Origin of the sequence: Pedobacter sp., assembly GCF_040513095.1 — a bacterium.
Lineage (GTDB): Bacteria > Bacteroidota > Bacteroidia > Sphingobacteriales > Sphingobacteriaceae > Pedobacter.
The window spans coordinates 1-19270 of sequence record NZ_JBEVDX010000190.1 but is presented as its reverse complement, the minus strand read 5'-3'; the positions used below and the strand labels follow the sequence as shown (position 1 = coordinate 19270).

The following is a 19270-nucleotide window of genomic DNA, read 5'->3' as shown; positions in this document are numbered from 1 at the left end:
AGCTAACCAAATTTTACTGTGAACAAATTTAATATCTACAAGCTGTCTTTGGGTTTAGCAGCCTTGTGTGTACTCACTGTTATAGTACTTCTATTTACAACTGGTCTTGCTCAGGCAGGACCAGTTGTAATTGCTTTCTTTATTTTGCTGGCTATCGGCTTCAGGGGCTATCCAACACTAAAAGGCTTTGCTTACACTGTCATCATTTTTGCTGCTGTCTCTACAGCACTTTATTACCCTTCTTATTTTGTGCAGTATGAAGGCTTTAAATTTGCCGTACTGATTACACCACTGATCCAGGTGATCATGTTTGGGATGGGTACATCTATGAGCCTTGATGATTTTGTGGGCGTGGTAAAAATGCCCAAAGGTGTTTTTATTGGTGTATTCAGCCATTTCCTGATTATGCCCCTGCTGGGATTTACCCTGGCTAATGTCAGTGGCTTTGAGCCGGAGATTGCGGCGGGTATTATCCTTATCGGCTGCTCGCCGAATGGGATGGCATCCAATGTGATATCTTATCTCGCGAAGGCGAATTTAGCACTTTCTATTACGATTACAGCAGTTTCTACGCTGCTGGCGCCACTGTTGACACCGCTTTTAATGAAGTTTTTTGCAGGCGCATTTATAAAGATCGACGTGATACATATGATGCTGGATATCCTGAAAATGGTAATCGTTCCTATCGCTGCCGGATTGGTAGTGAACAAGCTTTTAAAAGGGCGGGATAAATGGCTGGAAACTATCATGCCTTTGATATCGATGTCCGGAATTGCATTTATCATCGTGATCATTACCGCTGCCGGGCATGACAGCCTGCTGGATATAGGTTTCAAACTGATCCTGCTGGTATTGATTCATAACTTGTTGGGTTACACGTTGGGCTATTGGTCTGGCCGCTTATTCAAAATGAAGGAGCGCGACTGCCGGACAATGGCCATAGAGGTGGGTATGCAGAACGGGGGACTTGCCTCCGGACTAGCCAAAGAAATGGGTAAAATGGCTACTGTAGGACTTGCACCTGCAGTATTCGGGCCCTTGATGAACGTAACAGGATCTATCCTTGCTTCATACTGGCACCGCAAACCTATTACGGATGAAGTAATTCCTGAAGAAGAGATTGTTCCTGTAACGTAAATTGATTACTGAAGTATTAAACTTCAGGATCTCTCATAAAATGACTGTCATTAACGGTGTCCAGGGGGATATAGAGACGTTCCCACTGGTCGCCGTCAATGATTTCCCAGCTATGGCCGGGGCCTGTAACATCTTCGGCAATCAGAATAATGCCCGGTTCTACAATAAAGGTTGATCCGTCAGAAACTTTAAACCGGAGTTTTCCCTTAAGTGTAACCACATATTGCCTGCGCGGAGCAGGATGCGGAACCTTCTCATAGGCATCAACTTTGGTCTGGCCAAAGAAATAGCTGACATCAATTTTAATCTGGGTAGGTAAGGTGCCGGTTTCAAATGCACATTCCGTTTCGCTGGTATTGTAAAGTCTGATCGCTTTCAGTGCTGAATTATTGTTGTCTTCCATAAGCTGGAGGCAAATTACGGTTTTTGATAAACTTCTGCTTCAATAATATCCAGCGTACTTTTAGGATCTGATGCCGGCCGGTTAATTCCGTCATCCAGGTTCTTCCCGTTCATTTCCTTGCCAATAGCCGTGTTGCCCTCGCTTGCCCCGCTATCTGTTAATTGTATGGTTAAGGTTTTGCCTTTTGCTGGTTTGAGTATTGCGGTGAAGTATCCGAGGCTGGTGGTCGTAATTCCTTTAAAAACTTCCTGCTGATCGACAAGTATGCGGATAGGATATTTTTTTGTCCTGAAGCCATTCAGTTTCAGGGTTACTTCCGTTACTGTGCTTTCTTTTTCCAAATCATACCTGATCCATGCGCTGGAGATCTTTCCGTCATTCGTCCAGTCACTCAGTTCATTGTCATCGTAGCTGAGGACTGCTTTTTCAGTATTTGCTCCGGCGGTTGCGCCAACGATCTTAACTGCTTTACGGCTTACCGTAAAAGATGCACCCGCAGGTGTTGCACCTCTTTTGGTATAGGATTTTAAGCCATCCGAAGGAAAGGTCTTGGAAAGACCGTTTGTTACCTGTACCGGCAGGGATTCAAAAGTGATGGTCTGTGCTTTCAAACCGGCCGACTGTGCGCTGAGACTGATCTTTCCGGCGGTAGTAGTAGAACGGATCAGTACCCTGTTAACTCCACATTCTACAGGTAAATCTTTTGAGAGGATATAATTGTCTTTTCCCTGTGCAATACCTCCGCGCCATTCGGCAGGGCCCTTGACCGAGAAGTTTACCATGTTAAGTGCATCCGGGCAGCGGTTGCCATCTTTGTCAACAACTTCAACCTGTACCAGCGTCAGATCGGCACCGTCAGCCTTGAATCCAGCCGGGTTGCTGATTGGTGTTAAACGAAGTGCAGCTGGCATTCCCGATGTTTTCAATTGCGTTTGGGCCAGCTTCTTGCCTGCAGAATTGTATGATACAGCTTCCAGCATGCCCGCTTTCCATTCTATATTTTTAAATGTAAATAGAAAGGTATTGCTGCGCTTACCGAAACCGAGCGACTGGCGGTTGAGCAGCAGTTCTACTTTATCACCTGCGGAAACAACAGTAATATCTTTTTTTACACCTTTTTTGTAATTCCAGTGACCGATAAGGTGAATACCTGTTCGTTTAGGTTCCACCCAACCGTCCCACATCACCTGATGGGCAAAATAGCTGTCTTTGGGAATGCGCATGGCATCTACCTCACCGCTGCGGCGGTAGTTTTCTTCTCCGCGGTGATGGGTGTTGGAATCAGAGAAAATGATATTTACACCACCAGAGCTTACACGGCTGCCTGTTCCCGGGCGCTCTGCATAATATTCATTCCAACGCATCACGTCTTCTATAGCCTGAGAATCCTGGTTGCGGTTGTAGTCACTCGCATTCGCTCCTTTGTATAAAGGGCCATCGCCGTTTTTATGATAAGGCGTGGTGTATTCATCCCAGTATTTCCTGAGTGCTTCGTCCCTGGAATATTCCATCGACCAAAGTGGTTTGCCTGCACTCTTATTGATATACAACATTTCCCCGCCATATTCTGCCTGGTCAATATCCAGCATCTCGCGGGAGCCGATTGCCCTGCCGCCATGCGCATCATACAGGTTGCGGATATCTCTCATCTGCTGCATATGGGCAGCGCTGATGGATTCATTGCCGCTTTCATAAAACAGGATGCTTGGATTGTTGCGGTTGTAGATGATGGCATCCTGCATGACAGTTTTCCGCTGATCCCATCTGATGCCTTCTACGTCTTTTTCTGAATCGCCGGCAGGCATTGCCTGGATAAGGCCGGAGCGGTCGCAGGATTCAATATCCTGCTTCCAGGGAGTGATATGCATCCACCGTACAAGGTTGGCATTGCTTTCTACCATCAGCTGATTGCTGTAATCGCTCAGCCAGGCTGGTACAGATAGACCCACTGCAGGCCACTCGTTACTTGTCCGCTGTGCATAGCCTTTCATCATCAGCACACGGTCGTTCAGGTATACCATTCCCCCTTTAAATTCTGCTTTTCTGAACCCCGTTTTTGTCGTCAGGGCATCTATCGTAATGCCTCCGCTGATTAATTTTGTAGTAACTGAATACAGGTATCCGTAGCCCCAGCTCCAGAAATTTAGATTCCCTACCAGTGCCTCTGCGCTGAAAGTCTTAGTCTCAGCAGGCTGTATGTTTTGGTCTGCGCCGGCAAAAGTGCTGACGATATTATTATCAGCATCCCTGATTTCTACCTCAAAACGGATCACTTTTGCCTCCGCATCTTCATTTTTCACTTCTGATGAAGCCACTATAGTCGCAGAGCGACCTTTGATATCAAAGTTTTTTCCATAGATATAACTTCCCGTCGTGTTTAGCGAAGAGTAGAGCGGGAGGGTCTGATAAGTTTTTCCTGTTACATATAGTTTTACGTTTTTGGAGATGCCACCATAGTTTGCGTTGAAGTTCTTATCATTCCATTGATAACCTGAGCCCGAAGTTTTCTCTTTATAATCCCAGGCATTATCAATCCTGACTGCGATGATATTATCCTGATCATTCAGCAGATCAGTGATATCGAAACCAAAAGCCATCACTCCATTTTCATGACGGCCAATGAATTTGCCGTTCAGGTAAAACTCGCCGGCCTGGCGTATTCCCTCAAATTCCAGAAAGATCTTTTTACCGTGGCTGTCAGCAAGGTGAAAGTGCTTTCTGTACCAGCAGATTCCGGTGGAAAGGTCTTCTATTGATTTTCTAAAAGCTTCATCCTCATTCCAGGCATGTGGAAGGGTCACTGATTTCCAGGAGCTGTCGTCAAATGCGCTGGCTTCTGCTTTTGCAATATCACCAGGTGCTAACTTCCAGCCCGGGTTAAAGTTATATGTGCTGCGTGCAGGAGGATCTGAGGGTGTTTTTGTGTTTGACCATGAGTCGGTGACGGTTGTCAGGATGGAAAACAGGATGATGAAAGATGTTCTGATAACACTCATTGGGATCAGGATAAAGGGGAATGATTTGGTTAGACTCTTATCTTTTACAATGGATACAAGTTTCACATGATTCTCCGGTTTGGCAACCTGTGCCATCCTGATTTCAAGAAGCTACTGTTTTTCCAGGATGCTTTTTAAGGTAATGAGACTTGCTTCTAGATCATTGCCCAGCATCTTGTCGATAAACAGATTGGTAAAATTGAGGGGATAGGGACTGGTTCCCTTCATTTCCCATTTGACACGGGTTTGGTCGGCCGCAACAAAATAGGTAGTGATGGGCGTATAGGCTATGCTTTCGAAGGGTCTGATAAACCGCACTTCCACATCAATGCCTTCTCCTTCGTTAATTTTGATAATTTGCTGGGCACCCTTTCCGGCAGCTTTATTTCCGTCCCAGGCATAGGTGAAACCTACAGTGCCATCGGTCCCCATTAGATTTTTTTTCATATGAGGGTCCAACATTACCCATTTGCTGTAGTATTCCTGGTTTTTGAGGAACCTGATATAGTCAAATACGGACTGCCTGTCTTTGTTGATCGTTATCTCTCTTTCTACATGGTATTCTTTTTTGATGAATACGGCGAGGATAAGCGGAATGGCAATAATCACTACCAGTACAATCAGTATTTTAACAATGATATTCATATATTCAGGTTTTATATCCGGCAACTTTATACAAACATATTATCTGATGTATTCAAAGTTAGGGTGCGAACAAGTCAATCTTTGTGGTGGTTCGCGACATTGTTCGGTTCCTGTTTGTCGCGTTTGCCCCCTTAAGTTGACTGATGCAGCAATCCTGTTAGAGAAACTGTCAGCTTATCTTAGCTGTACTTAAACTAACCAAAATCCTAAAGTTATGACACAAATTATCGCATACCTCACATTTGACGGCAACTGTGCCGAAGCCATGAACTTCTATAAAGACTGTACCGGCGGAGAACTGATGATCAGTCATGTTGAAGATACACCTGTCGAGGGAGCCTGCGGACAGGCAGCCCCTGGAGCAGTGATGCATGCCCATCTAAGCAAAGGCAGTCTGCAACTGATGGCCTCAGACATGATGATGGGTGGAGAACTTATCCGCGGCAATGCTGTGGCACTTTCTTTAAATTGCAGCAGCGAGGAAGAGATCAGAAGTTATTTCGACAAGCTTTCCGCCGGCGGGACCGATATTCATCCTTTGAAACTTGAATTCTGGGGAGCACTTTTTGGCATGTTTACCGATAAATTCGGGCTGAGATGGCTGCTGAACTTTGATAAGAACTAAAAGCAACAATTGTAGTAGAACTACAGGAATGTAATTCTTTCGGTAAGTTTTATTGTCATGGTAATATTATCCATTTATTTTAAGGGTTTATCCATTTGAATAGATGATTTGGCTGATTAGGTTTAACAAACTTAAACCAAATATAAATACTATGCATTTTTTTACTTACCGGCGGATAAAGTTATTCGGTTTTTTTCTGCTATCGGCGGCATTTTTCTTCAGCCTGGATGTATATTCCCAGGAACCATTGCAGGTGACAGGTCAGGTACGGTCTTCAGATAACGGTTCTCCGATGCCCGGAGTGTCCGTTACGGTTAAAGGGACCCAGAGGGGTGTGAGTACCAATAGTGATGGTAAATTTATACTTACAGCTCCGTCTGGAGCTGTACTTTTATTTACGGCTATCGGTTACGAAAGTCAGTCCCTACCGGCAAGAAGCATGGTCAATGTAGCATTGAGGCCTGTGGCAAGTGATCTTCAGGAGGTTACAGTCGTCGGGGTAACCATCAGAAAAAAGGACCTGACCGGATCGGTAGCGGGAATTACAGAAAGTACAATAAAGGAACTTCCTGTAACAGATATCAATCAGGCTATTCAGGGCCGTATTCCGGGGGTGCTTATTCAGAATAATAATCCCCGCCCGGGAGGCAGCGCCACGATCAAAGTAAGGGGGAATAATTCCATTCAGTATGGTTCAAACCCCATCTACGTAGTAGACGGACTTGTGATCGAAGACGGTTTTAATACCATCAATCCCGATGATATTGCCAGTGTGGATGTATTGAAAGATGCTTCTGCGACTGCTTTATATGGTGCCCGCGGAGCAAACGGAGTGGTATTGATTACCACCAGGAGGGGAAAGAATGGTGAAGGCAGAGTGGAATACAATGCCTGGACCGGCGTAAAATCATTTGCCCGAAACATAGACTACCTCAATGCACAACAGATCGCCGACCTGAGGATAGATGCCTATGCGAATACTTATATGGATAATAATCCAACGGCAAACAGGCAGGATTACATCAATACACTCATTGGTGCGAATTCTCCTGCATTCAGTGCTGCTGAACTGGCCGTTAACAGATCAGGGCAGTCCTATAACTGGCTTGATGAGATTACCAGAAAAGGCATACAGCAGAATCATACAGCTACCTTTTCCAAGGGAACAGATGACGGTTCTATTTACGTCAGTTTCAATTATACCAATCAATCCGGCTTACTCGAACAATCCAATTACAGAAGATATGGCGGGCAGATCAATTTGGAACAGAAGATTAAGCCATGGCTGAAACTAGGCACAAACACAGGTTTTTCGCGCACAAATGAATCTTATATCGATGGAGGCGTTTTTGGCATCGCTGCAAATGCAAACCCCTTATTGGCTATTGATGAGAACCTGCTCTATCTGAGCTGGAGAGGAATTACCAATACCGATCTCTACAATCCTATACGCAGTTTAAAAATAGACAGTAAAGGAAACCAAAGCCGGTTGCTGACTAGCAATTATCTGGTAGCTACCCTTATCCCCGGTTTAAATATCAGGACTGGTGTTTCACTTGATGCGAGGAGCCAGGATTACTTCAACTATGTGCCTAAGAGCCTTGGCCAGTCTATTCGTAATTCTACCAGCGGAAGCGCTACACAGAGAAAAGAAAGCTGGATGAACTGGCAATGGGACAGTTCTCTTTCCTATGATAAATCTTCTGGAAAAAATAACTTTTCCGGCCTCCTCAGCTTCGGGTTGACCCAAAATAATTACAATTATAACCAGGTGGACGCAAGAGGTTTTGCTACTGATGAGTTTTCATATAAATACCTGGGCGGGGCCTACCTGAAAGATCAATTTCAGCTTGCCTCTGATTTTTCTACCAATTCACTGATCAGTTATATTGCCAGGTTTAACTACAACTATGACCAAAAGTATTTTGCTACACTGACAGGTAGGTATGATGGCTCATCAAGATTTGGCAACGGCAACAAATGGGGACTGTTTCCGTCCCTGGCACTGGCATGGGACATAGCAAAAGAGGATTTTTTTAAGGGCTTGAATATGGACGCTCTTAAACTCCGTGCAGGTTATGGGATAGCGGGGAATCAGAATATTCCAAATTTCGCCTATAATTCCCTGTACCGCCCTGTTTTTACAAATGGATCGGTTACTTATGTATCTGACGGCCGTATGGGAAATCCAAACCTGAAATGGGAGAAACAAAAGCAATTGAACCTGGGGCTGGACGTAGGAGTGTTGAAGAACAGGTTATCATTCAGTGCGGATTACTTTATCATTCATAACAATGATCTGCTTATGCCCAGGACATTATCCACAACAACAGGATTCAGCAATACCATTGAGAATGTGGGTTCCCTGTTGAATAAAGGGGTTGAGTTTAATGTGAACGGAAAGATCATTGCCAAAGAGGATTTTCAATGGAACGTGAGCGCCAACATCTCTTCCTATAAGAATAAGATTACCAAGCTATTTGGCAGCGTAGACGCAATATACGCTTATGGAGGATTTACCGGCGTCGAGATACAGAGAACGGGCAACCTGTTTCTGAACCAGCCGCTAAATTCTATTTACACCTACAAGTTTGATAAGATTGCGCAGGAATCAGATATGGACCGCATCAAAAATATTGATTATGGAGGACGTACCATACATCCGGGGGATATTATTCCGGTAGATGTGAATGGTGATAGCAAGATTGATGATGCCGACAGAGTGGTAGTAGGTAAACTTGATCCGAAGTTTTATGGTGGGTTTTCTTCAAATTTCAGCTACAAAAATCTGTCTCTCAATGCTGTTTTTAATTACAGCTATGGCGGTAAAGCCATCAGCGGACTGTATGAGGGATTGCTGACAGGTACAGGTGAATATGCTGGTATTTCTGATGAGCTGGACCGCTGGACACCTGAGCATACCGATACAGATATACTCAGGGCTTACCGTGGTACAGGGCGCTTTGGTGTGGGAGAGACAGATTATGCGGTTCAGAATTCTTCCTTCCTCAGGATGTCAGCCTTAACCCTGTCCTATAATTTTGCGGATAGTTTCCTGACGAAGGCAAAGATGAGCAATCTGCGGCTGTATGTAACTGCAAACAACTTGCTGACCGTTACGAAATACAAGGGATATGATCCTGAGGGGGGTGATGTTTATCCTACTTCCAAAATGTTCGTTGCCGGTATAAATGTTGGATTTTAATAGCAATCAAAATGAAACAGAAATATAGTTTAATCATTCTGGTATGTGTAATCATACTGTATGGTTCATGCAAGAAATTTATTGTGGAAGACCCGCAAACGGCTCTGACGGAAGAACAGATCTTTAGAAGCCTGGACAATACGGAGCCATTTGTTCTGGGCTTATACACCAGCTGGAGGAATACTAAGAAAGACCGTGGTGGTTTTATGTTTATCCTGGGTACAGATGAAGCACAACAGGGGGCATTTCAGGTACAGACTGACGATCGCCAGGCGAGTTTGGATAAGTACAGTGGTTTTCTCACCGCAAGTAATACTGCCCTGGCAGAACAATGGAACAGCCGCTGGCCTGTTATTTCCGGAGCAGCTAAAGTAATATATGGGATGAGCCAGAATACCGAAAACAATCAGGCAAGAAGGGAAATGCTGCTTGGTGAGGCCAGTTTTATCCGTGCGGCGTTAACTTTCGAAATGGCGCAGTATTGGGGGCCAGTACCAATTCTCGATCAGGAAAAAGCAAAAGAGTACGGTTTGAAACGGCAGCCTCTTTCATTAGTTTACAGCACCATTATAGCCGACCTGCAAAATGCGGTTAAGTTTCTGCCCGTTACGCAGTCTGACAAAAGGAGGGCCACCAGGGGGGCTGCCCAGGCGCTGCTTGGTAAAGTTTACCTTTATGCCCCGCAGGAATCCGGGCTAAGGGATTATACAAAATCAAGAGACACCTTTAAACAGCTGGTAGAAAGTGGTACCTACAGCCTGCTGGCAAATTATGCCAATCTCTGGAACCCCTCTTTTCCTAACAGTACCGAATCTATTTATGAATTTCAGTTCAATAATGTCTACCCTGATAACAATCAGACGCAATGGCAAATGGGCTCAAGGTCGCTGGCAGACATTGATCAGTATGCTTATTTTGGCGGATATGATTTACTGGTGCCAACTCAGTATTGCTACAGTAATGTGACCAATGGAGGGTTATGGGAAGAGGGTGATCTGCGGAAAGCAGAAAGTATCCGTTATGATTTTACTTATAAAGGAACGGTTCCTAAACTTAACCCCGCGTTTGGTGGCGACGAACTTGATCCGCATGTCAGGAAATACGAAGATACCCGGACCGATGGTAAACTGAGCTTCTGGTATTCGGGAAAAAATATTTTCTATCTCCGTTACGCTGATGTCCTCTTGTGTTATGCAGAAACACTTAATGAAACTGGCAATACAGCCCAGGCAGCAGAACTGGTCAACAATACCGTGAGAACAAGAGCATGGAACGGAACGCTGCCTGCAGCCCAGAGATGGAACCCGGGGATGTCTCAGGAAGAATTCAGAACCAGGATAATGGATGAAAGAATGCGCGAATTGTGTTTTGAAGGCTGGAGGCGGATGGACCTGATCCGCACAGGTAAACTGGTGGAACTGGCTAAACTCAGAAATAAGTGGACAAAAGCATCAGGAACGATACAGGCATATCACAACAGGTACCCTATCCCACTGCAGGAAATCAAGCAGAATGAGGATATCAGCGAATCAGACCAGAACCCGGGGTATTCTAACCAGTAGCTTACTTCTTGTGCCGCTTTTTATACTGTGAGGGGGATGAGCCGGTGATACTTTTAAATAATCTCGAGAAATAGTACTGGTCATCAAAGCCAAGTTCCTTACAGATTTCTTTGATACTCCTGTCAGTAAAATATAGATACTGACAGGATTTTTGAATCTTAAGCTGGTTGAAGTAATTAATGGGAGATGAGCCGGTCTTTTGTTTAAAGGATCTGGAATAATGGGAAACAGAGAGGTGCTGCTGGGCCGCCAGGTCCTCAATTCCAAATTTTCCATTCAGGTGCTGTTTCATATAGAGAATAGAATTGCTGATTGAATCTGTATTGTAAATTGAAGGGTTGGCCTCTTTGTAGTAGATAAGCGAAGAAATGAAATGCAGCATATTGAAATTCATGATCTCCATTTCTTTTTCATTCAGGCCATGTTCTACAATAGAATAAATCTGCTCAAAGAGTTTGATCCTGTTTTCATCATAAGGAATAGGATGGACGCTTGGTTCGGCATTTTCAAGAGAACGCCCGTATATGCTCTCAGAAAGATCTCCCATAAAATGTACCCAGTAAATGCTCCAGGGGTTACTTTCATTACTGTGGTATCTGTGAGGTGTGTTTTTAGGAATGATGAAATAGCTGTTTGGGTACAATTCATAGGGAATGCCATTGAGATAAATGACACCTCCCCCCTCTGTACAATAGATAAGTATATATTGTGCGCTGCCGGATTTCCGTTCCCTTTCATGGTAGAAAGCCCTTGGATAATATCCTATAGCAGTAAGGTAAAAGTTCTTTGTAAGGGGCGTCCCGGAGATCTTGCGTTTAATATTTGGAGGAAGAACGATCATCTGCTGCCCTACGAAACCTTCTTTCACACTTTTTTTATTATCCGGCGTTCGATTCTCCAATTTTGTGTGAGTTAAGTTAATATTTGATTTAATGCTAATTTAATAATTTTAAAAATAATACCGTAATTAATTAAGTGTTGCCGGAGTTGTATTGTCCATCCTTTTTTAAAATTTATCCATTTTAAAATGTACGGTCTTGCAATAAGTTTACAGTACCAACTATAAACCATGAAACTTAAAATCATCCTCAGCGGTATCCTTCTTTTTCTTGCAGGGTTGACTCATTTGCAGGCGAAAGATTATCTGGTCAAATCTCCGGACGAACAACTGAAAATAAGGGTGAGGGTGAAGGACAGCATTACTTACGCAGTACTTTTCAACAATACTGAAATAGTTGCACCATCTTTAATTTCAATGTCGCTGGAGAACCGCGTGCTGGGCCGGGGAGCTAAAATTAAAGACGCCAGGTCATACCAGATCAGGCTGGAGCTCAAACCGGTTTATGGAAAAACAGCATCGCTCAGTAATAACTATAATGAGATAGTAATCGATTTCTCAGATCAGTATTCTATCATCTTCAGGGCTTATGACAAAGGGGTTGCTTACAGGTTTGTTACCCGTATCACTGACAGTATAAACGTAATAAGCGAACAGGCAGGATTCAATCTGAGCGGAAATCCTCAAGTGATTTTTCCTGAGACCGATACTTTTACATCCTGGGAAGTGCCGTATAAAACTTATCCATCAATAGGGCAGATCCCGGACGGTAAAAAGGCATTGACACCAACGCTGTTTTGCAATCAGCAATCAGGAGTAAAGGTAGCAGTTGCAGAATCTGATGTTTTTGATTATCCGGGAATGTACCTTGAAAAACACCAGGGAAAGATCATGGGCAAATGGGCAAATTATCCATCGCGTACGGAACTGGGAAGTTGGGGCAACTTTGTTTCTGTGGTAAAGGAAAGGGAAGGCTTTATTGCCCGCACTAACGGAAACAGAAGTTTCCCCTGGAGGGTAATCATTGTAGCAGCTGAGGATAAAGACTTGCTGAACAATCAGCTCGTCTATCAGCTTGCGGCCCCTTCCAGGATCGCTAATACCTCCTGGATCAGACCAGGCAAAGCTGCATGGGAGTGGTGGCATGATGCGCTCCTGCCGGGTTCGCCGCTTCCTTCTGGAATGAACAACAGAAACACTGCTTTATATGATTATTATATAGATTTCGCTGCTGCCAGCCATCTGGAATACCTGATGATTGATGCAGGCTGGTCTGATAATTATGATCTCAGGAAAGTAAAACCCTATGTAGATATCCGGGAAATCATCAACCGGGGAAAAACTAAAAATGTGGGCGTATTCCTGTGGTGCGTGGCTACAACTTTGATGAAAGACCTGGAAGGCAATCTCGATTTTTTACAGTCCATAGGGGCAGCCGGAATTAAGGTTGATTTCTTTGACCGGGATGACCAGCTGGCCCTGCAGTGGATGGAAAAAATTGCAGGTGCTGCAGCAGAGCGGAAACTGATGATTGACTTTCATGGCTGTACTAAACCTACAGGCCTGCAGAAGACCTATCCGAATATTGTGAATTATGAGGCTGTGCGTGGAGCAGAATGTTCTAAATGGGACTATACCGCTAATCCTGACCAGCACTTGCTGGTCCCTTTTATCCGCATGCTGGCGGGACCACTTGACTACACACCAGGATCTATGCGAAACAGGACGAAAGCAAGCTTTAAGCCAGTAGATCCCGGATTACCCTCCACCCAGGGGACACGCTGTCATGAACTGGCGATGTATGTGGTTTTTGATCAGCCCTTCGCAATGTTATGTGATTCGCCCACGGAATACCTCAAATATCCGGACATTATGAGATTTCTTTCTTCCGTACCCACTGTTTTTGATGACAGCAAAGTCCTAAATGCTAAAGCCGGGAGCTATGCAGTGATGGCAAAAAGAAAAAATAATAAATGGTTTATAGGGGCCATGACAAACTGGGATGCACGATCGTTAACTGTTGATCTTTCTTTTTTACCTGATCACAAAACCTACATAGCAGAGCTATATACGGATGCTGCCGATGCGAATCAAAATGCAGAACAGTATGTTTTCAAAATGGTAAAAGTGACAAAACAATCAAAGATTGATCTGTCTTTAGCGAATGGTGGAGGGGCAGTTGCTGTGCTGCGGCCGCTGGATTAGATCAAATTAACAAAATTCATCTTTTAACAACCAAATATACAATGACCAACAATCCCATAGCTTTTAACACCAGGTATATTCTCGGCATTTCTTTCATATCGGCCCTGGGTGGCTATCTTTTTGGTTTCGACTTTGCAGTGATTTCCGGGGCCCTGCCTTTTTTAAGGCTGCAGTTCATGCTTGATCCATGGTGGGAGGGTTTTTTAACAGGTTCGCTGGCACTGGGCTGTATTGCAGGGTGTTTGCTTGCAGGAAAACTTGCCGACCGGTATGGTAGAAGACCCGGGCTTATGCTGGCGGCGGTTATTTTTGCGGGATCATCTGTTGGTATTGCGCTATCATCAGGACTTACTTTTTTTGTGATCATGCGTTTTGCTGCGGGCATAGGAGTTGGAATGGCTTCAATGTTATGCCCTATGTATATTGCCGAAATTTCACCGGCGAAAGTGAGGGGTCGCAATGTGGCGATCAACCAGTTGACAGTAGTGATTGGGATTCTGGTGACCAATGTGGTAAACTATTTTCTGGCAGATCATGGGGCAGACTCCTGGAGGTGGATGTTTGGCCTTGGTGTGGTTCCGTCTTTAATTTTCCTCCTGGGGGTGATGTGGCTGCCCGAAAGCCCGCGCTGGCTGTTTAAAGCTGGACAGGAAGAGAAAGCTTCCGCGGTTTTAAATAAGATCGGCTCTGCAGTGTTTGCAGAAGAAACTGTTGCTGCCATCAGCAAATCGCTGGCGGGAAATCAAAAACATTCCTACCGCGCAGTGTTTGAAAAAAGTGTACGTCCTGCTGTCTTTGTAGGAATTGTGCTGGCCGTATTTCAGCAATTCTGCGGCATCAATGTCGTATTCAATTATACTTCTACCATATTTGAGTCGGTTGGTGCAAATCTGGACCGGCAGCTTTTTGAAACCGTGGCCATTGGCCTGGTTAACCTTGTTTTTACATTACTTGCCATGTGGCAGGTAGATAAACTTGGACGAAGGCCGCTGATGCTGGCCGGTTCGCTGGGTTTATCTGTTGTTTACCTGGTTCTGGCTTTTTTGCTGCAGCATCACTATCCGGCAGGAATGGTATCCATATTTGTGCTGCTGGCAATAAGCATGTACGCCATCTCACTGGCACCGGTTACCTGGGTGCTCATTTCTGAGATATTTCCCAATAAGATCAGGGGCATGGCCTCATCTGTAGCCATTGTCTCTTTGTGGGGAGCCTATTTTATACTCGTATTTACCTTTCCCGTGATGGCAAAAAAACTGGGTACTTACGGACCTTTCTATCTGTATGCAGGTATCTGCTTTCTGGGTTTTCTGTTTGTGATCAGAAAGGTTAAGGAAACAAAAGGGCAAACACTGGAGGAACTGGAAGAACAATTAATCAGACATTAATATGAATAGAAATAAAAGATAAAAATGGAAGAGTTTTATGTAAACGTTTGGGAAGAGACTGTCACCATTCCTACCTATGGGGTGGGGAAACCGGATAAGAACCCCATGTTCTTTGAAAAACGTATTTACCAGGGCAGCAGTGGCGCGGTTTATCCGAATGCAATTATCGAGAAGATCTTCGATGAAAAAGAAAACCGGGACTATAAAGGACTGTTTCTTGAGAATAAATATCTAAAGCTCATGATCCTTCCAGAGCTGGGCGGAAGAATCCATATGGCCTATGACAAAATCAGGAACAGGCATTTCATCTATTATAATCAGGTGATCAAGCCTGCTTTAGTAGGTTTGACAGGCCCCTGGATATCAGGTGGTATAGAATTTAACTGGCCTCAGCACCACCGTCCGAGCACGTTTGAACCTGTTGATTACCTGATCCGGGAAAATGAAGATGGCAGTAAAACGATTATGGTCAATGAAGTTGAGCGGATGTTCCATACAAAAGGGCTTGCTTCCTTTACCTTATATCCTGAAAAGGCGTATATCGAGATCAGTGCCAAACTGATCAACAGATCAGCTCTGCCGCAGACCTTCCTTTGGTGGGCAAACCCGGCAGTGAAAGTGAACGATCATTACCAGTCGGTTTTCCCGCCGGATGTCAACGCGGTATTTGACCATGGCAAACGCGATGTCTCTGCCTTTCCAATTGCTACGGGCACTTACTACAAGGTAGATTATTCGCCGGGGACAGATATTTCGAGATATAAGAATATCCCTGTACCCACTTCGTATATGGCAATCAATTCGGAGTATGATTTTATGGGAGGATATGAGCACGATACAAGGGCCGGCCTGCTGCATGTCGCCAATCATCATGTTTCTCCGGGAAAGAAACAATGGACCTGGGGCCACAGTGATTTTGGACAGGCATGGGACCGCAACCTCACCGATGAGGACGGCCCTTACATTGAACTGATGACAGGGATGTTTACCGATAACCAGCCCGATTTTACATGGCTGATGCCCAATGAGGAAAAATCATTCAGACAATATTTTCTGCCCTACAGTGAACTGGGAATGGTAAAAAATGCAACCAAAGATATTCTCATTGCTGTAGATACACAGGAAGATCTTGTTATAGTGAAAATCTATGTCACTGCTGTTCAGAAAGGGATACATATCCGGTTGAGTTATAAGGACAAGCTGATTGCTGAAGCAGTAGCTGACATTGATCCTGCAAACATATACAGCGGTGAGTTTAATGTTGCGGGGCCAATAGAAGAGGAACAATTACTGCTGATCCTTTATTCTGTTGCAGGAAAGGAACTGATAAAATATGCGCCTGCGCTGAATAAGAAGAATAAGCTTCCTGAACCGGCTAAAGCAGCCAGCGATGCCGGCGACCTCGAAAATACAGAGCAGCTTTTCCTAACAGGACAGCATCTTGAACAATACCGGCACGCCACCTACAGTCCGGTACCTTATTACCAAAAAGCACTCGCTATTGATCCCGGGGATATCAGAAACAACAATGCATTAGGGCTATGGTATCTCAGGAGGGGGCAGTTTGCGAAAAGTGAAGCCTTTTTCAAAAGGGCAATAACTACCCTTACTTTGCGGAATCCCAATCCCTGCGATACAGAGCCCTACTATAATCTGGGTTTGTGTAAGAAATACCTTGGCCATGAAGATCAGGCTTATGATGCTTTTTATAAATCAACCTGGGGAAATGGATGGAAAGCTAGCGGGTATTTTGCAGTGGCACAGATTGACATTAATCGCGGAGATGCGGAGCTTGCTATCGAGCACCTCAGCCTGTCGCTTGCCAACAATGCCAACAACGGAAAGGCTTATGTATTAAAGTCGGCCGCTTACCGGAAACTGGGGCAGTATGATGCGGCAGAAGCTGTCGCGGGGTACGCCTTAGAAAGAGATCCTTTTAACCTCGGTGCTTTCTATGAGTTGTCCGAAGCCCAGCGTACTTTACAGGCCGGTAAGGATGCGATAAAAGAGCTGCTGCTGGTTGCAAGGGGATATGACCAAAGTTTTATCACTTATGCACTGGATTATGCTGCTGCAGGATTATATCCCGAAGCGGCAGGTCTGCTCAGCAATGCTATTAACCCTGCAGGCACGAGCCCTATGGTCTACTATCATCTGGCTTTTTTCTACCATAAAATGAAGGATGCGGTACGAGCCATATCGCTGCTGGAGAAAGCATCTGCAGCAGATCCTTATTTATGCTTTCCAAACCGGCTGGAAGAGATTCATGTACTGAGACTGGCATCAGAACTCAACACAGCCGATGCCAAAGCTCCTTATTACCTGGGAAACCTGTTTTATGACAAACGCCAGTACGAGGATGCAATCTCATGCTGGGAATTATCTGCCAGACTGGACAGCAGTTTCCCCACTGTACTCAGAAACCTTGGTATCGCCAGTTTCAATAAACGACATGACCGGGAAGGGGCACTCCGCTATTTTGAGAACGCCTTCGGACTTGACAGTACTGATGCACGTGTGCTGATGGAACTTGATCAGTTATACAAAAGATTGAACAGAAAGCCGGAGGATCGTTTACAGTTTCTGGAAGATCAGATCAAAACCGCAAACCTGCGAGATGATGTTTATCTGGAACGAATTGTACTGCTTAATTTTGCGGGACAACATGAAATAGCCCTCGAACTCATCATGGGCAGGCAGTTTCATCCATGGGAAGGTGGAGAGGGAAAAGTTTCGGGACAGTATGTGCACACGCTGACTGAACTTGCAAAGAAGGAAATCAGGTTAGGGAATTTCGGTGAAGCAATTGATTTATTGGAACGCGCACAACTTTATCCGCATCAGCTGGGAGAAGGTAAACTTTTTGGTACACAGGAAAATGATATCTTTTACTGGCTGGGGCTCAGTTATGAGGGAATTGGCAACCGGGAGCAGGCAGTTTCCTTTTTCCGCAGAGCTACAGTAGGACTGCACGTACCTTCGGCCGCAGTGTTTTACAATGACCAGCAGCCGGATAAGATCTTCTATCAGGGACTTGCCTGGCGTAAACTGGGCAAACTGGAAAAAGCTACTGAGATATTTGACAGACTGGTGGTGTACGGTAAAGCGCATCAGAATGATCATGTCCAGATCGATTATTTTGCAGTATCTCTTCCTAACCTGCTGATCTTTGAAGATGATATGGATCTGAGGAACCGGACGCATTGTCTTTTTATGCAGGGCTTAGGTTATCTCGGATTGAAGCGGGGGGAAGAAGCAAAAGCGGCCTTCTCAGCGGTCCTCACTTTGGATGCTGCCCATTTAGGTGCAAAAAGCTATTTGGATGAATATGCTCATCTATCTGAAAATTAGCCTGCAGATTTTTAGTAAAATGATTATATTTCTTTACCTAGAACTCTTTCGATATGAAGCAATTAAAGCCAGTGCCCAATACTACGTTTTGGTTTGTATGTTTAATTTTCCTGAGCGCCCCGGTATTCGCCCAGTCGGTGATTATACCGGTTGAAACAGAAAACAACGCAATGGTGCTGTCTGTGGGCGCCAAAAAAGAAGTGAATATGATCTTCTTCGGCAAAAAGCTGGGCAATCCGGCTGAGTATGGTCTTATTCCCGGAGCATATAAACAGCATGAAGACGTAAGCGATGAACTCAGTTCAGCCTATACACCCTCAGGTTCGCGCAGCTTGCTCGAACCTGCAATTACGGTGACACATTCCGATGGAAATAACTCCCTTAATCTGCGGTACCAGAGCCACAAAGTGATAAAGCTTGCCGAAGATGTCAATTTGCTGAGCGTGCTTTTGAAAGACCCTGTTTACAATTTTGAAGTAACGCTGTTCTATAAATCTTACTTTAAGGAGGATGTGATAGAGCAATGGAGCGAAATCAGGCACAAAGAAAAAGGACTGGTTGCGCTGCATAAATATGCTTCAGCTAACTTGTATCTTAAGGCAGATAACTACTGGCTGAAGCAGTACCACGGTAACTGGGCGAGGGAAATGCAGCCTGAGGAATCTAAACTCACTCATGGAATAAAAACCCTGGACAGTAAGCTGGGCACCAGGGCTAATCTGTTCCAGCCTTCTGTATTTATGGTTTCCCTGAATAAGCCCGCCGGCGAAGATGAAGGCAGTGTATTGTACGGTGCCATGGAGTGGAGCGGTAATTTCCGCATCGACCTGGAACTGGATTATCAGGATAACCTGCGCATCATCGCCGGAATGAACAATTATGCATCTCCCTACCCGCTGAAAGCGGGTGAAACCT

At 44.7% G+C, this 19270-nt stretch carries 12 protein-coding genes; 8 read left to right on the top strand and 4 right to left on the bottom strand.

Translation table 11 applies throughout. The features are described 5' to 3' along the window. The first annotated feature begins 18 nt into the window (after nucleotides 1-18). Nucleotides 19-1137, top strand: coding sequence for a bile acid:sodium symporter family protein (locus ABWY16_RS20950; protein WP_353906617.1), 1119 nt, complete (start codon nucleotides 19-21; stop codon nucleotides 1135-1137). Nucleotides 1138-1153: 16 nt separating this feature from the next. Here ABWY16_RS20950 and ABWY16_RS20945 read toward each other — a convergent pair whose 3' ends face one another. Genes ABWY16_RS20945 through ABWY16_RS20935 form a run of 3 tightly spaced genes read right to left on the bottom strand, consistent with a single transcriptional unit; the run spans nucleotide 1154 to nucleotide 5181 of the window. After that, nucleotides 1154-1540, bottom strand: coding sequence for a cupin domain-containing protein (locus ABWY16_RS20945; RefSeq protein ID WP_353906616.1), 387 nt, complete (start codon nucleotides 1538-1540; stop codon nucleotides 1154-1156). A gap of 14 nt (nucleotides 1541-1554) precedes the next feature. Continuing rightward, complete coding sequence (locus tag ABWY16_RS20940; protein ID WP_353906615.1) at nucleotides 1555-4632, bottom strand: glycoside hydrolase family 2 protein; 3078 nt, start codon at nucleotides 4630-4632, stop codon at nucleotides 1555-1557. Between the two features lie 15 nt (nucleotides 4633-4647). Continuing rightward, nucleotides 4648-5181: an SRPBCC family protein gene (locus tag ABWY16_RS20935; RefSeq protein ID WP_353906614.1), complete on the bottom strand. Its 534-nt coding sequence runs from the start codon at nucleotides 5179-5181 to the stop codon at nucleotides 4648-4650. Nucleotides 5182-5395: 214 nt separating this feature from the next. Between ABWY16_RS20935 and ABWY16_RS20930 the strand changes: the two genes are divergently transcribed. The 3 genes from ABWY16_RS20930 to ABWY16_RS20920 all read left to right on the top strand — a co-directional run bounded on the left by ABWY16_RS20930 (nucleotide 5396) and on the right by ABWY16_RS20920 (nucleotide 10573). Next, the gene (locus ABWY16_RS20930; protein ID WP_353906613.1) at nucleotides 5396-5806 is read left to right on the top strand and encodes a VOC family protein; all 411 of its coding nucleotides are present in this window, start codon (nucleotides 5396-5398) and stop codon (nucleotides 5804-5806) included. A 151-nt stretch (nucleotides 5807-5957) separates the two neighbouring features. Next, entirely contained in the window at nucleotides 5958-9011 is a 3054-nt protein-coding gene (locus ABWY16_RS20925; protein WP_353906612.1) for a SusC/RagA family TonB-linked outer membrane protein, read from the top strand. An 11-nt stretch (nucleotides 9012-9022) separates the two neighbouring features. Continuing rightward, nucleotides 9023-10573 (top strand): RagB/SusD family nutrient uptake outer membrane protein, encoded by a 1551-nt coding sequence (locus ABWY16_RS20920; protein WP_353906611.1) that lies wholly within the window; start codon nucleotides 9023-9025, stop codon nucleotides 10571-10573. A 1-nt stretch (nucleotide 10574) separates the two neighbouring features. Here ABWY16_RS20920 and ABWY16_RS20915 read toward each other — a convergent pair whose 3' ends face one another. Beyond that, on the bottom strand, nucleotides 10575-11474 hold the full coding sequence (locus tag ABWY16_RS20915) for an AraC family transcriptional regulator (protein ID WP_353906610.1): 900 nt from the start codon (nucleotides 11472-11474) through the stop codon (nucleotides 10575-10577). Nucleotides 11475-11642: 168 nt separating this feature from the next. Between ABWY16_RS20915 and ABWY16_RS20910 the strand changes: the two genes are divergently transcribed. The 4 genes from ABWY16_RS20910 to ABWY16_RS20895 form a co-directional block, all read left to right on the top strand. Then, on the top strand, nucleotides 11643-13616 hold the full coding sequence (locus ABWY16_RS20910; RefSeq protein ID WP_353906609.1) for a glycoside hydrolase family 97 protein: 1974 nt from the start codon (nucleotides 11643-11645) through the stop codon (nucleotides 13614-13616). 41 nt (nucleotides 13617-13657) lie between these two features. Next, the gene (locus ABWY16_RS20905; RefSeq protein WP_353906608.1) at nucleotides 13658-15004 is read left to right on the top strand and encodes a sugar porter family MFS transporter; all 1347 of its coding nucleotides are present in this window, start codon (nucleotides 13658-13660) and stop codon (nucleotides 15002-15004) included. Nucleotides 15005-15028: 24 nt separating this feature from the next. Further along, nucleotides 15029-18355 carry a DUF5107 domain-containing protein gene (locus tag ABWY16_RS20900; protein ID WP_353906607.1) on the top strand — a complete coding sequence of 1109 codons (3327 nt, stop codon included), beginning with the start codon at nucleotides 15029-15031 and terminating at the stop codon, nucleotides 18353-18355. A 53-nt stretch (nucleotides 18356-18408) separates the two neighbouring features. Further along, nucleotides 18409-19270 (top strand): glycoside hydrolase family 36 N-terminal domain-containing protein (locus tag ABWY16_RS20895; protein ID WP_353906606.1); only part of this gene is annotated, 862 nt, incomplete at its 3' end.

Excerpts from the sequence above, each read along its gene's own strand:
- ABWY16_RS20925 (WP_353906612.1), top strand. The coding sequence starts at position 5,958 with ATGCATTTTTTTACTTACCGGCGGATAAAGTTATTCGGTTTTTTTCTG.
- ABWY16_RS20940 (WP_353906615.1), bottom strand. The coding sequence starts at position 4,632 with ATGGCACAGGTTGCCAAACCGGAGAATCATGTGAAACTTGTATCCATT.
- ABWY16_RS20945 (WP_353906616.1), bottom strand. The coding sequence starts at position 1,540 with ATGGAAGACAACAATAATTCAGCACTGAAAGCGATCAGACTTTACAAT.
- ABWY16_RS20900 (WP_353906607.1), top strand. The coding sequence starts at position 15,029 with ATGGAAGAGTTTTATGTAAACGTTTGGGAAGAGACTGTCACCATTCCT.
- ABWY16_RS20905 (WP_353906608.1), top strand. The coding sequence starts at position 13,658 with ATGACCAACAATCCCATAGCTTTTAACACCAGGTATATTCTCGGCATT.
- ABWY16_RS20920 (WP_353906611.1), top strand. The coding sequence starts at position 9,023 with ATGAAACAGAAATATAGTTTAATCATTCTGGTATGTGTAATCATACTG.
- ABWY16_RS20910 (WP_353906609.1), top strand. The coding sequence starts at position 11,643 with ATGAAACTTAAAATCATCCTCAGCGGTATCCTTCTTTTTCTTGCAGGG.
- ABWY16_RS20935 (WP_353906614.1), bottom strand. The coding sequence starts at position 5,181 with ATGAATATCATTGTTAAAATACTGATTGTACTGGTAGTGATTATTGCC.
- ABWY16_RS20930 (WP_353906613.1), top strand. The coding sequence starts at position 5,396 with ATGACACAAATTATCGCATACCTCACATTTGACGGCAACTGTGCCGAA.